We start from the raw sequence: 13,708 nt of genomic DNA on the forward strand, positions 1-13,708 counted from the left end.
TCAAGACGGCACCGCGAAGGCGATGCCGTCTGTCAGGATGGTGCGCGCTCTGCTTGCGTGAAGCAGAGGCCGGGGATCATTGCTGATGGATGAGGACCTGGGATTGCCACTGACGCGGCAGCTGCTTGGCACTGGCTTCCCAGCCCGCGAAGTCCTGTACCGGACGTGCATTGGCATACTGCTCATTGGGTAGCAGCTTGGCAGCGATATCCTCGGGCAGGGTGAGGTGCTCGGCGCGGATCGGACGGGCATACCCCTTGGCCAGATTCAGCTGACCGGCATCGGAGAGGATGTACTCCCGGGCCAGCTTGGCGGCATTCGGGTGCGCGGCATGCTTGTTGATGATGGTGGCATAGCCGGAGGTGACGGAGGCATCAGACGGGATGACGACCTCGAAGGTGTCGCGGTTGATCTGATCGCGATAGTTCAAGGCATTGAAGTCCCACAGCAGGGCGACTTCGACTTCGCCTTTCTCCAGATTGGCGATGCTCGGCTCTGCCAGTGACAGACGACCCTGGCGTGCCAGTTCCGCGAAGACTTCCAGGCCTGGGGTCAGGTCGGATTCCTTGCCGCCATTGGCGAAGGCGGCGGCCAGAATGGCGTTGTTGGCCTGGGAGGCCTTGCCCACGGCGCCGACAGACACCTTGTAGTCTCCCTCGGCGAGGTCGGCGAAGGAGGTCGGGCGCTCATCTTCACTGACCAGCGTCTTGTTGATCATGAAGGAAATGGTGCCGGTGTAGCCCAGTACCCAGTGACCATCCTTGTCCTTGGCCCACTCCGGGATCTGCTCCCAGGTCGTGGTCTTGTAGGCCTGGGTCACGCCTTGCTGCACCGCGATCGGGCCAAAGGCGAAGCCCACATCACCGATATCGGCGGTGGCGTTCTCGCCCTCGGCCTTGAACTTGGCGACTTCCTCGGCGGAGCTCATGTCGGTATCGCTATGCGCGATGGAATACTTCGACTCGAGGTCTGCCCAGGTGTCCTTCCAGTTGGCCCAGCTATCCGGCATGCCGACGCTATCGACACGGCCTTCGGACTGAGCGGCCTCGAGAAGGTCAACCGGAATGTCGGCGGCACTGACGGAGGCACTGCCCAACAGGGCGGCCATGCAGGTGGAAACCAGCAGACCGGTGGAACGGGATGAGGTAGTGGCAATCGACTTCAAGGAGATTTCCCCAGTAGGTGATGAACAATCGCTGCGCTGAAGGTAAGGCGTGTCGGGCATCAGGCACCCTGCCGACGCGCTGAGAGCACATCCGGGTGCTCAGGTCATTGCTCAGGCTCGTTCTCGGATCATTGATCAGACCACTGCTCTGCCAAGTGATCAGGCAAGTGCCGAGTCAGCCGAGACTGTGTGGTCTAGTTCAGTTCAAAAGGCACAATCGACTCTAGCGCTCGCCTGTGACAGTTGCGTGTCGTCAACATGTCGTTGTCATGGCATGGGGTGGCGGCTCTGCCTCTGCCTCTCTCATTCCTTCTGCGTGCCTTCTTCGTGCCTTGTCGCAGGCTCCAGTGATCGCTATCTTCCAAAGCTATAGGCGTGTAAGGCACAAGGCAGCGCGTGATGACTGGCCTGGCGTGGCAGCCAGAGCTGCGCTGTCACCGAGTTGTCACGCCAATGCCACTATTCTCCTCATGCGTGTCTCGACAAGCGTGTCTTGAAAAGTCGCACTGAGCTTTTCGGGTCATCTGAACTAGACCACAGAAATCGCTTTGCTCTGACCCTTTCCATCCTGGACGCCCTGGATGTCATGCAAGTGACTCGCCAGAAATTGCTGTCTTTCTTTATCTTTCAGGAACTTCGCATGCCTTCATCTTCGCTTGAGCCACAGAGTGACGCCGCTTCATCGGCAATTCCTGACGCGGATGTCCCCGTGGCAGGGCTCAAGGGCAGGCTGCTGAACCATCTTGAGGCAGCGCCGCTACGCGCTTCACAGCGCCTGCCCTCCGAGCGCGAGATGATCGAACGCTTTGACACGACGCGGGTCACCCTGCGCGACACCCTGCTGCAGCTGGAGGCGGAGGGGCGTATCTATCGCGAGAATCGGCGGGGCTGGTTCGTCTCGCCGCCACGACTGCGCTATGACTTGCTGGCGTGCCTGCCATTTCGCGACATGGTCGAGTCACAGCAGCGGGTGGCCAGCACCGAGGTACTGGCGGCAGGAGAAGTCGCCGCCAACGCGGTGATCGCGCGGCGGCTGGGGATTGCGGAGGGCTCAGTGGTCTATCGCATCACTCGCGTGCGGCGTATCGACGGGCGGCGCGTGCTACATGTCTGCCATCACCTGCGACGTGACTGCTTCCCGGGCATCCTCGATTTCGACCTCGCTGCCCACTCCCTGACCGACCTCTACCGGCACGAATACGCCATTCGTGTCAGTCGCGTAAGCTTCGAGCTGGCCTCCACGGTGTTCGACGCTGAGGCCGCCGCCGCGCTGAACGCCGCGCAGGGTAGCCCCGCGCAGCGCATCACTCGCATCAACTTCGATCAGAATGGCCGCGCGGTGGACTGCGATGATGAACACTGGCGCCACGACGCCATCGAATTGACGCTGAGTGCCGCACCACAGAGCTAGTTGGCAAGTTCGCGGTAAAGCCTGAATGCCTGGCAAGCCGTTGGTGGCCCAGACGAAAACGCCCGCACATCCCCTTGTTTAGTTGAGGGCGTGCGGGCGTTTCTTATGCGACAGACAGAATTCGAGCGCGGTTGAGACGCGATCGATCGGTATCAGCGCATCAGCAGGCTTTCATCGACTTCGCGGAAGTGATGGGCGCTTTTCATCAGGGCGAGGGCGGTGAGGGCTTCGACGCCATAGACGCGGGTGGTGATGGCGTGGCGGGTGGCGACATGATCCAGCAGCAGGGCGAAGTCGCCATCGCCGGAGGCGAGGATGATCTCATCGGCCTCGGGGGCGGCTTCCATCACGTCGATGGTGATGCCGACATCCCAGTCGCCCTTGGCCGAGCCGTCGCCGCGCTGGATGAAAGGCTTGAGTTTGACCTCAAAGCCTATCTCACGCAGGCGCTGCTGGAATTGCTGCTGCTTGGGGTCGCCACGGTCGATCGCGTAGGCGTAGGCATGCTGAATCGAGCCGAGGCGCTCGAGCTCTGCCCATAGGCGACGATAATCGAACTGCCGACCGAAGGTGTCGCGGGTGGTGTAGTAGATGTTCTGCACATCAATGAAGACGGCCAGGCGTGTGCGTGCCCCATCCGCGTCGCGAGAGACATGCTCGCTGTGCTGGTGGGAGTCGAGAGAGCTGTCGCGCGAAGAGGATGTTGGCATGGGCGTCGCCCTGGCGGGAGGAGCAAGGGTAGGCAAGAGGTGATTTTCCTTTCCCCAGAAAGAAGCCGGCCGCTACCTGATGATGCAGGGCAGCGGCTGGAGGTCTAGCGATGAACAACGCTCTCACCGGTCAGTGACTCGATGGCAGGCGCCAGTTGAGTGAGGCGAGCAGCGCGTTCGAGCACCAAGGCTTGATGGGCAAGCCTCAGCTCTTGGCAGCAGGGTTTGACGGCTTGGTCGGCTTGACGCCAATGACTTGGCCGCTGACACCGGATTCAATCACATCCACCTTGCCACCACGGTCCAGGAAGGCCTGCATCTGAGCTTCAAGCGAGGCTGAAGTTTCAACAGCAGCCGGTGCTTTTTTCTTTGCAGCAGTACGAGTATTCGCCATGCGGGACTCCGTTCCAAGACGTGAGGGGTGAACAGTCATGATAACACAGTGGCAACTTTGCTGCTTGATGGCGTCAATTTGGAATCAGAAGCCTGATGTTTTGCGTCGCTTTTCCTTGTGTCTGCAAGCCTCGCGCAGCTTGGTGGGGCGCTGTTGCGATCTGGCCAACACAGTGATGCAGGGCAGCCAAGCCATTGAAAAGTCGGGCTGTCGGCAAGAGGTCAATAAGCATGATCGCGATTGCCGCATGGCATGCGAATCCTTTTACAGGCGCTGAGCCATCCTGGATGATCAGGCTGCCCGTCGACCAACCAAGCAAGGAGTGACTCCATGACAAGCCCTTCCAACGGTGATTTTGACGCCCAGACTCGCGCTTATGCGGTGGCATCCGAAACGGCAGACCTGGCGCCCTGGAACTTCGAGCGTCGCCAGCCGCGACCGGATGACGTGGCCATCGAGATTCTCTATTGCGGTGTCTGTCACTCGGATCTGCACGTCGGGCGCAATGACTGGGGCTTTTCTCAGTATCCGCTGGTGCCGGGGCACGAGATCGTGGGTCGGGTGACCCAAGTGGGCAATGACGTCAGTCGGTACAAGGTGGGCGACATGGTCGGCGTCGGCTGCATGGTGGATTCCTGCCGTGAATGCAGTGCCTGTCAGAAGGGGCTCGAGCAATACTGCCTCGACGGCATGACCATGACTTACGGCAGCCCGGACCGTCACGATGGCAGCCTCACCCAAGGGGGGTATTCCGACAAGATTGTCGTCAGCGAACGCTTCGTGGTTTCCATCCCGGACAAGCTCGACCCGGCTGTGGCCGCGCCGCTGCTGTGCGCGGGTGTCACGACCTATTCGCCGCTGCGTCACTATGGCGTGAAGTCCGGTGACAAGGTCGGGGTGATCGGCATGGGCGGCCTTGGTCACATGGGCATCAAGTTCGCCAAGGCGATGGGCTGTGAAGTGACGCTCTTCACCCGCAGCGAGAGCAAGGTCGAGGAAGCGCGCGAGAATGGTGTCGATCATGTGATCGTCTCGACGGATGACGAGCAGATGGTAGCCGCCACCGAAACCTTCGACTTCTTGCTCGACACGGTGCCGGTGCCGCATGATCTCAACCCTTACCTTAATACCCTGAAGTACGACGGCACGCATATCCTCGTCGGCCTGGTGCAGGAAGTGGATCCCGCGCTGCAGGGCAGCAACCTGGTCATGAAGCGCCGTGTACTGGCGGGCTCATTGATCGGTGGCATGCCGGAGACCCAGGAAGTGCTCGACTACTGCGCCGAGCACGACATTGGCTGCGATATCGAGATGATCGACATCGACACCATCAATGATGCCTGGAAGCGCATGCAGGAAGGCAAGGTCAAGTATCGTTTCGTGATTGACATGCAGAGCCTCAAGAACGCCCAATAAGCGCTGGCGCTGCTGCCGCCGAGCCAGTCTGTCAGTGAATGCTGAAACCCCCGCCAATGACGCATTGGCGGGGGTTTTGTCGTAAGGTATGTCACAAAATTGCTGCAGGGTGATTCCCGATGTATCGCAAAACGCGTATAAGAACGCGATGAAAACGCCAAAGAGAATCCAGCCGCTCATAGATGACGGTCTGGTCGATGAAGTACTCCGCCCCTTGATGAGTGGCAAGGAAGCCTCGGTTTATGTCGTGCGCTGCGGAGAAGAGATTCGCTGTGCCAAGGTCTACAAGGATGCTGCCCAGCGCAGCTTCAAGCAGGCTGTGCTGTATCAGGAAGGCCGCAAGGTGCGTAACAGTCGCCGTCAAAGGGCGATGGAGAAGGGCTCCGGCTTCGGACGCAACCAGCAGGAGGCCGCCTGGCAGAATGCCGAGGTTGATGCGCTGTATCGTCTGGCCGATGCCGGTGTGCGCGTGCCGCAGCCGTTCGGCTGCTTCGATGGCGTGCTGCTGATGGAGCTGGTCACCGATGACGACGGCAATGTGGCACCGCGCCTGAATGATGTCTCAATGTCCGCCGAGCAAGCGCGGGAAGACCATGCGCTGATGATGCAGTACATCGTGCGCATGCTGCATGCCGGCCTGGTGCATGGTGATCTGTCCGAGTTCAATGTGCTGGTCGATGACTATGGCCCGGTGATCATTGATCTGCCCCAGGCGGTCGATGCTGCGGCCAATAATAATGCCAGGAGTATGTTGGCGCGTGATGTCGCCAATATCACCGCCTACTACGCGATGTTCGCGCCTGAACTGGCACAGACACGCTACGCCGACGAGATCTGGGCATTGTTCGAGGCCGGCGACATGGACCCGGATGTCGAGCTGACAGGCCTTCATGAGGACGACGCCGAAGCGCCGGACGTGGATGCGCTGCTCGAGAACATCATGGCGGCCATGGAAGAAGAGCAGGAGCGCAAGGCGCGCCAGAAGAGCGCCGAAGAGGGCGATGATGACTAGCGAGAGTTGCTAGCCGCTAGCTGCTGACCGGATTTCGGGTTGTTGCAGGCAGCTCTTGGAAAGAGCTCTCGAGTGGCGAGCAAATGGTGCCTCGCAACAGCATGTGCTGCTGGACCCTCTTGCACGCGCGGGAGGGGGGCGATGATTCAGGCTTGGCAAGCGATTCGATCGCTACCGGTCGCAACCCTTCGATACCGCCATCGCGAGGTGTCAAAAGGCGACGCAGCAATGCCGCCAGTGGGATGACCAGACCGATGAGCTGGTGTGCAGGGATATCGAAGGCCCGTGCAATGAGGCTACTGCCGTGTCCTGTGGGCGCGCCTTGAACGAAATTCGCACTCGCTTGCAGCTGTGGTTGGCGGAACGCTCACATCATTTAATCAGGTGGAATTCTGCATTGTCTCTTCTGACCCCCACACGTCTTTTCAAATGCCTCAGCGACGATACGCGCCTTGTGCTGATGTTGCTTGTCCATGCAGAAGGCGAGCTTTGCGTATGCGAGATGACCTACGTGTTGCAGGAGTCGCAGCCCAAGGTGTCACGCCATCTGGCCCAGTTGCGCAATTGCGGTCTGCTGCTGGATCGCCGTCAGGGGCAATGGGTCTATTATCGTCTGATGCCTGACCTTCCGTCTTGGGTATTGCCGATGCTGGTCGCGGCTGCGGAAGGGAGCAAGCACCGCATGGCGCCGTTGCTGGCGCGCCTGGCCACCATGGATGGGCGTCCCAACCGCGAATGCTGAGCTGCCGCTGGTGCCTCCATTGTCGTCATACAACAACGCCGCCCCGGAATCCGGGGCGGCGTTGTTGTTGAGAGCATATCAATGTCTGATCAGGCCGGATCGACGGCGTGCTGCTCGGTCTCGGGGTCATGGCGACGATGGTGCAGTTCGATGCCCTTGAGCAGATTGCGCAGGATCTGGTCCTTGCACTCGCGGTAGTGGCGATGGTCGGGCTTGCGGAAGAAGGCAGACAGCTCGGACTTGGTGATCAGCTCGAAACCGGCCAGTGCCAGCAGCTCTAGCATGTCGTCATCCTTGAGCTCGAAGGCAATCTTGAGCTTGCGCAGAATCACGTTGTTGTCGAGACGCTTTTCAGGCGCCGGCTGGGCGCCTTCGCGCTTGCCACGACGCACATTGATCAGGCCATTGAGGAACCTGGCCAGGTCGATGTCCTTGATGCGCTGCTGAGCTTCATCATCATCGCGCTTGAGCCAATCGCTGATCTGGGCGCGTGAGACCTCGTGGTCCGCGGCAGCGAAGGTGTTGATCATGTCGGTATCGGAGAGATTCAGCGCGTAGCGCAGGCGACGGATGATGTCGTTATTGGTCACGGGCGTGGTTCCGGTCGTGAAGAGTGTCAGAGGGCAGCAGGCGGCACAGGAGGGCTGATGCACAGGTGTCAGCCAGCAAAGCCGCGGATGGCGCGCAGCATACCAGATCAGGCGGGCGGTTCGCTCCACTGCAGGCGATGGGGATCGAATCCGGCGCACAGAGGGTGGGCTTGATGATGTCGAAGTAGGGCGAGATATCGAAGTCGCAGGGCGCATACAGGCTGTGATGGCGGATATGCAGCAACTCCTGATAGCAGTGCAGACATGCCGGGTCGCTGGAGGGCAGGACGTCACTGTCTGGCAGGATGGGATAGCGCACGGCCTGGAAGGCCTCGGCGATCAGCGATGAGCAGATCGCACGGGTCGGGTCGCCGCTGCCCAGTGCCAGCATGCGGCGTCGATAGCGGCTTGGCACCGGTGGCGTGCGAATCAGATAGCGAGCCAGGTCGACGATGTTGCGCAGGTCATATTGATGGCCCAGGCGCGCCTCGGCATGCGCGATCAACGCGCTGATCTCGTCTTCCGTGAGTCCGACCGGACGGCAGATGCGCGTGTGCTGATGCCAATAAAAGTTGAGAGGGACGCGGCGCACTCCGGCGGAGACATCCGCTTCCAGCAGGCAGTCGCCCTTGACCGGGCATCCTCTACTGTCCAGCGGCGTGCGCACGCAGAGTGCGGCGTGAGACCAGGCCGATTGGGTGAGGTAGCGAATGGCGGTGCTGATACGCGAGGAGCCCTCGACCAGCAGGACATCGCCGCGCTGCAGGGTGGCAGCCAGATTTTCCGGTGATGACGTGGCGCGATGCGCCGGCAGCTTGCCTGGCGCCGTGAGATGACGCGCCAGCCGCGTGCCCAGCCAGTCGAGTCCTCGCATGCCTGCCTCCCGTATGGCTCAACCCTCATCAGCCAGCCTGAGACCTTTTGGAGAATTCAGCCAAATGCCACCTCAGGCATGTCGTGCTCAGCGCTCGGGCTTCGGCACGTCCTGCTGGCTGACATTCTCATCGTTGGCGGTCTCGCTGGCCTCGGCTTGGTCGTCGGCGTCCGGCTCCGGGGCATCGAGCGTCTCGCCGGTGTCTTGGGCGGGTGTCAGTGCTAGTTCGGTGAGCAGCGGGAAGTGATCGGAGCCGAAGGCTTCCATGCGCGCCACGCGCACCACACTGAAGTGCTCGCTATGGAAGAGGTGATCCAGCGGCCAGCGCAGCAGGGGAATGTTGGCGTGGAAGGTATTGAACATTCCACGGCCGACGCGGGGGTCCAGCAGGCCGGACAGCTTGCGGAACAGGCGCGTGGTGCGAGACCAGGCCACGTCGTTGAGATCACCGGTCACGATCACCGGCTGCTGGCTGTCGGCGACGCTGCGCGCCACGATGATCAGTTCGGCATCCCGCTCGGATGACTCGTCATTCTCGGTCGGGCTGGGCGGCGCCGGGTGTAGGAAGTGCACTCGCACGCGATCACCGCTGGCCAGTTCCAGTTGCGCATGCATCGACGGCACATCCTCTTCGACCAGGTAGTTGATGCTGGCGTCATGCAGTGGCAGGCGTGAATAGACATGCATGCCGTAGAGGTTGTCCAGCGGGCATTTGAGGGTATGCGTATAGCCGTATTGCTCGCTATCCGCCTCGAGCACGTCGAGCTGCTGCTGCCACCAGTCATCGGATTCCAGCGTCACCAGCACGTCGGGCTGTTCGCGTTCGATGATGGCCAGCAGCTTGTCACTGTCGTGGTTGCTGGTCAGGACGTTGGCGGTGAGCAGACGGACCTGGCGCTGCCGGTCATGCTGTTTGGTGCGCGCGGACTCGCAGGGAAAGAGGCGGGTATAGGGCACGATCCAGTGTGCCTGATAGACAAGACCGGCCACGGCGATCACGGCCAGTGACACCCTGAGCCCGAAGGCAAGCTCGGACACCGCGAGGTCGGCGATCAACAACATCGCCCACAATGCGGCCAGCTGCAGACGGGGGAAATCCATGATGCGTACCGACCAATGGCGAATACGCGTCAGTGGCAGCAGGGTGAAGGCTGCCATCAGCAGCGTCAGTACGCCGAGTAGCGTGGGGATCATGGTGGCTCCGGTGGCAGAGAATGGGGCGGGAAGTCGAACGCTCAAGCGTCAGACATGGTGGCGACATGCCTGACACTCAAGTCAGGACGCTTTTCTCACGAGGCAGCCCGCCGCTGACGCCACAGGCGTGAGATCCATTGCCAGCGATTGATCAACAGGGCGGTGAAGATGAGGCCGCAGCCGGTCATCTGGATCAGGGTCATGCGCTCACCGAACCAGGCGGCCGACATCAGGGCGGCCCAGACCGCTTCCAGCATCAGGATGACCGAGGCGTGGCTGGGCGTGGTCAGGCCCTGTGCGTAGATCTGTAGGAAGAAACGCAGCGTGCTGGCGATCAGGGTACTGGCCAGGAACCAGCTCAGGATGTCGAGACTGATGCCGGCGGGCCAGCTCTCGCTGAGCGCCGAGAGTATCAGGCAGGTGGCGCCGGTGGTCATCAGCTGGATGGCCGTCAGCGGCAGAGCCGGGATATTGCGTACCAGGCGTGAATTGAAGTTGAACACCAGTGCGAACAGGCAGGCGGCGCCGAAGATGAGCCACTGGGCGGGCTCGATGGTGAAGCCATCGGTCGCGCCGGGCTGGCCCATGCCGAGCAGGGCGAAACCGAGCAGAGCGGTGGGCAGTGCGATCCAGGTGCTCATCGGCGGCCTGTCCTTGAACAACAGCCGCGCGAGTACCGGCACCATCAGGATGCCGAAGCTGTTGATGAAGGCGATCACGCCCAGTTGATCAGATAGTGCGACCCCTAGCGACCAGCAGGCCATGGCACCCCCGAACAGGACACCGACGCCGCTTGCGCGCAGCTTGCGCGCGGTGGACAGTTGGCCCAGTGAGCGCGCATCGAAGATGGCCAGAATGAGCCCCGCAAGCAGGAAGCGACTGCCGATGAACAGCAGAGGGGGCATGCCGGCCATCGCCTCCTTGGAGAAGATCCAGCCTGCGGCGGCGATGATGGTGACCAGCAGGAGCAGCAGATCGGCCTTGAAAGGCGAGCGGGAGGGGGTCGTCTCGGAGGAGAGGCTCATGGGGAAGGCGGGAATCCTTTATTCGTTGCTTCGCAAGTGATAACTATCCTATCAAGCTGGCGCAGTGGTTGCTGGCCTTTATCGGAACGCGAAAATCCGCCAATGCGTCTTGAAAGACGCGCGACTTTCGACGTTACGCTGCGCATCATGCAGACACGTTTCTTTTTTCATTAGATGGCCGGAGGTTGAATGGCATCGACACCGCAAGATGAGGTTCGCGAACCCTCGCATGAGCCTTCCGGGCAGCACGCTCACGATCATTCTCATGGCTCCGACCCTTCAGATGGTCACGCGCATGGAGATTCACACGGCCACTCACATGATCATTCGCACGGTCATTCACACGGGCACCACCATGATCATGCGCCTGAGGTGACCGCCGACAGCGAGCGACGCGTCAGGCTGGCGATGTATCTGACGGGCGGCTTCATGCTGGCGGAGGTGGTCGGCGGGCTGGTCGCGGGCTCACTGGCCCTCTTGGCGGATGCCGGGCACATGCTCAGTGATACCGTGTCGCTGGCATTGGCCTGGGGCGCGTTTCGCCTCGGGCATCGGGCGGCGACCCGCAAGCTGACCTTCGGCTATGCGCGCTTTCAGGTGCTGGCCGCGTTCGTCAATGGCCTGACCCTGCTGGTGATTGGGGCGGCGATCGTGGTGGCCGCCGTCAAGCGGCTCTGGCTGCCCTCCGACGTACTGGCGGGGCCGATGCTGGCGATTGCCGTGCTTGGACTTGTTGTCAATATCGCGGCATTTCGTATCCTGTATCAGGGCGATCAGGATAACCTCAATCTGCGTGGCGCGGTATTGCATGTGATGGGGGATCTGCTCGGCTCGGTGGCGGCCATCGTCGCCTCGCTGATCATCATGTCCACCGGCTGGAATCAGGCGGACCCGCTGTTGTCAGTGCTCGCGGCAGTGCTGATATTGCGCGGTGCCTGGTCGTTGGTGAAGCGGTCGGCGCACACCTTGCTGGAAGGCACGCCGGAGCAGCTCGACCATGCCGATATCCAGGCCGGCGTTCTGGCGCTTGAGGGCGTGGAGAGCGTACATGACCTGCATCTGTGGGGGCTGACGCCTCAGTCGCCGATTGCCAGCCTGCACGTCGTCGTGGCCGCTACCAGCGTACCCGGCGATGTGCTGGAGCGTGTTCAGGCCTATCTGCGCGACGGCCATGACATCTCGCACGTCACGGTTCAGCTGGAAGGTGAAGCATGCCTGCAGGGCTGCGTGATGCGCTGACCTGATGGGTGCGATCAGTGCGATGGTCGAGAGAGGGAATATCGTAAGGCAGAGCTTGCGAATCCTTGACGCAAAACGCCCCGCTGAAAAGCGGGGCGTTGTTCATTGCCGCGAATGGTCTGGAGTGAATCATCCACTGCAGTCTCTTCAGCTGTTCAGTCTTAGTCTTCAGCTGTGTAGTGTCGCTGGCGTTGCGTTACGCCTTAAGGTACAGGGACTCAGTGTTCAGCGACATAGACGGTGCGGATGTTCATGAAGGCACCGAAGCCATATTCGCTCTGCTCCCGACCGTAGCCACTGCCTTTGACACCACCGAAGGGCAGCTGGGCGAAGGGCGTGGTCGGGCGGTTGACGAAGCTCATGCCAGCTTGTAGCTGACGAGAGACGCGTTCACCCCGTTCGTCGTCCTTGGCCACCACGGTGCTGCCCAGGCCATAGGGGCAGTCGTTGGCAAGCTCGATGGCATGCGCTTCGTTGTCCGCGACCACCACGGAGGCAACCGGACCGAACAGTTCTTCATTGAAGGCCGGATTGCCTTGGGTGACGTTGGTCAGCACCGTCGGCGGATACCAGGCACCGTCGCGATCCGGAATCTCACCACCGCACTCAAGCTTGGCGCCTGCCTTGATGGCGCGCTGGACCTGGTCATGCAGGTCATCGCGCAGGTCCTTGCGAGACATCGGGCCGATATCGACCCCTTCGCTCATCGGGTCGTCCATGCGCATGTCCTTGACCTTCTCGATCAGGCGCTTGGAGAAGTCCTCGGCGAGAGACTTGTCGACGATCAGGCGCTTGGAAGCGGCGCAGCTTTGGCCGGTATTGTCGAAACGCCCGGCGATGGCGAGATCCACTGCACGCTCGATGTCGGCGTCATCCAGCACGATCAGCGGATCGATACCGCCCAGCTCCAGCACGCTTGGCTTAAGCGCCGCGCCTGCCTGCTCGGCGACCTTGCGACCCGCCTCTTCACTGCCGGTCAGGGTCACGCCCTGGACGACAGGATCATTGATGATGTCCTCGATCATCTCCGAACCCACCGGCAACCAGGTGAAGATACCCTCTTCAAAGTCGGCCTTGTGGAATAGCTGAGTGATCAGATCGGCACAGCCCGGGACATTGGAGGCGTGCTTCATCAGGCAGACATTGCCGCCCGCCAGGGCCGGAGCCGCGAAACGGATGACCTGATAGAGCGGATAGTTCCACGGCATCACGCCGAGGACGGCGCCGATGGGGTCCTTGACGATCTTGGCTCGCACGGCGCCATCGACATCCCGCTGCTCGGTTTCCATCAGCTTGGGCAGGTTGTCGGCATAGAAGCGCACGATGCTGGAGGAAATCTGCGTCTCGCTGATGCCCTGATCATAGGGCTTGCCCATCTCATGGGCGATCTGCGTGGCGATTTCCTTCTGATGCTCATCGATCAGGTCCGCCAGAACGGTGAGGCGCTGCGCACGATCCTGCACGGTGGTCTGGCTGAAGCTCGAGTACGCCTTGCGCGTCTGCTCCAGTTTCTGCTGAACCTCTTCCTTGCTCAGCGTGGCGTATTCCTTGAGAACCTTGTCATTGGCCGGGTTGGATGCGGTCAGTGTCTTGTTGCTCATCTTGCCTCCCTGGTGGGTGCTGGTTCAGCAAGTGACTGTATGGGGATCGCGAGGGATCGAGATCGGCCCTTGAGGCAGTCACTTCATTGGCTACACATCAGGACTTGGCGATATTGCCTGAGATCTTCAAGGGGCAGGGGCTATTGCGTCGGGTCACCTCAGTGTTGCCATATGAGCACGCTGCTGGCCCTTGAAAAGCCAGAGGTGTCATCAGCGCTCGATCGCGAAGCGGTCAAATGTGAACCTGCCGAACAGGCTGCCAGCATGCGACAATGGGCGTCTGACGTCCGTGCGGGGCCAAGCTTGCCGTGCGCCGGGCCATCAACATGAGTGCA

General features: G+C 61.1%; 13 protein-coding genes. 5 read left to right on the plus strand and 8 right to left on the minus strand.

What is annotated here, in order from left to right; translation table 11 throughout:
* Positions 1-76 precede the first annotated feature (76 nt).
* Positions 77-1,165 carry an ABC transporter substrate-binding protein gene (locus QQF40_RS08255; RefSeq protein WP_285461030.1) on the minus strand — a complete coding sequence of 363 codons (1,089 nt, stop codon included), beginning with the start codon at positions 1,163-1,165 and terminating at the stop codon, positions 77-79.
* Positions 1,166-1,805: 640 nt separating this feature from the next.
* On the opposite strand from QQF40_RS08255, the gene QQF40_RS08260 reads away from it, so the two are divergent.
* Positions 1,806-2,576 (plus strand): UTRA domain-containing protein, encoded by a 771-nt coding sequence (locus QQF40_RS08260; protein WP_285461031.1) that lies wholly within the window; start codon positions 1,806-1,808, stop codon positions 2,574-2,576.
* A gap of 152 nt (positions 2,577-2,728) precedes the next feature.
* On the opposite strand, the gene QQF40_RS08265 is transcribed toward QQF40_RS08260, so the two are convergent.
* Both QQF40_RS08265 and QQF40_RS08270 read right to left on the minus strand, forming a co-directional pair.
* Positions 2,729-3,286: a LabA-like NYN domain-containing protein gene (locus QQF40_RS08265; RefSeq protein WP_285461032.1), complete on the minus strand. Its 558-nt coding sequence runs from the start codon at positions 3,284-3,286 to the stop codon at positions 2,729-2,731.
* Between the two features lie 205 nt (positions 3,287-3,491).
* On the minus strand, positions 3,492-3,680 hold the full coding sequence (locus QQF40_RS08270) for a PFL_1563 family small protein (protein ID WP_084589604.1): 189 nt from the start codon (positions 3,678-3,680) through the stop codon (positions 3,492-3,494).
* A gap of 330 nt (positions 3,681-4,010) precedes the next feature.
* Here QQF40_RS08270 and QQF40_RS08275 point away from each other — a divergent pair, with 330 nt between their 5' ends.
* The 3 genes from QQF40_RS08275 to QQF40_RS08285 all read left to right on the plus strand — a co-directional run bounded on the left by QQF40_RS08275 (position 4,011) and on the right by QQF40_RS08285 (position 6,850).
* Positions 4,011-5,096 (plus strand): NAD(P)-dependent alcohol dehydrogenase, encoded by a 1,086-nt coding sequence (locus QQF40_RS08275; protein ID WP_285461033.1) that lies wholly within the window; start codon positions 4,011-4,013, stop codon positions 5,094-5,096.
* Positions 5,097-5,244: 148 nt separating this feature from the next.
* On the plus strand, positions 5,245-6,108 hold the full coding sequence (locus QQF40_RS08280; RefSeq protein ID WP_285461034.1) for a PA4780 family RIO1-like protein kinase: 864 nt from the start codon (positions 5,245-5,247) through the stop codon (positions 6,106-6,108).
* Positions 6,109-6,514: 406 nt separating this feature from the next.
* On the plus strand, positions 6,515-6,850 hold the full coding sequence (locus tag QQF40_RS08285; RefSeq protein ID WP_285461106.1) for a metalloregulator ArsR/SmtB family transcription factor: 336 nt from the start codon (positions 6,515-6,517) through the stop codon (positions 6,848-6,850).
* An 89-nt stretch (positions 6,851-6,939) separates the two neighbouring features.
* Here the strand turns inward: QQF40_RS08285 and QQF40_RS08290 are convergent, their stop codons facing one another.
* From QQF40_RS08290 to QQF40_RS08305, 4 genes are all read right to left on the minus strand, one after another.
* The gene (locus QQF40_RS08290) at positions 6,940-7,440 is read right to left on the minus strand and encodes a YehS family protein (RefSeq protein ID WP_153635950.1); all 501 of its coding nucleotides are present in this window, start codon (positions 7,438-7,440) and stop codon (positions 6,940-6,942) included.
* Positions 7,430-8,314 (minus strand): YiiX/YebB-like N1pC/P60 family cysteine hydrolase, encoded by an 885-nt coding sequence (locus QQF40_RS08295; RefSeq protein WP_285461035.1) that lies wholly within the window; start codon positions 8,312-8,314, stop codon positions 7,430-7,432. Before QQF40_RS08295 ends, QQF40_RS08290 begins: the two co-directional genes overlap by 11 nt.
* Before the next feature lie 87 nt (positions 8,315-8,401).
* Positions 8,402-9,508 carry an endonuclease/exonuclease/phosphatase family protein gene (locus QQF40_RS08300; protein WP_285461036.1) on the minus strand — a complete coding sequence of 369 codons (1,107 nt, stop codon included), beginning with the start codon at positions 9,506-9,508 and terminating at the stop codon, positions 8,402-8,404.
* 95 nt (positions 9,509-9,603) lie between these two features.
* The gene (locus QQF40_RS08305; protein ID WP_285461037.1) at positions 9,604-10,533 is read right to left on the minus strand and encodes a DMT family transporter; all 930 of its coding nucleotides are present in this window, start codon (positions 10,531-10,533) and stop codon (positions 9,604-9,606) included.
* A gap of 372 nt (positions 10,534-10,905) precedes the next feature.
* Here QQF40_RS08305 and QQF40_RS08310 point away from each other — a divergent pair, with 372 nt between their 5' ends.
* Positions 10,906-11,772, plus strand: coding sequence for a cation diffusion facilitator family transporter (locus tag QQF40_RS08310; RefSeq protein ID WP_285461038.1), 867 nt, complete (start codon positions 10,906-10,908; stop codon positions 11,770-11,772).
* A 218-nt stretch (positions 11,773-11,990) separates the two neighbouring features.
* Here QQF40_RS08310 and QQF40_RS08315 read toward each other — a convergent pair whose 3' ends face one another.
* A complete protein-coding gene (locus QQF40_RS08315; RefSeq protein WP_285461039.1) occupies positions 11,991-13,373 on the minus strand; it encodes an NAD-dependent succinate-semialdehyde dehydrogenase in 1,383 nt (460 codons plus the stop codon).
* Positions 13,374-13,708: the final 335 nt, after the last annotated feature.

The sequence above is a fragment of the Cobetia sp. LC6 genome (assembly GCF_030264805.1).
In the GTDB taxonomy this organism is placed as follows: domain Bacteria; phylum Pseudomonadota; class Gammaproteobacteria; order Pseudomonadales; family Halomonadaceae; genus Cobetia.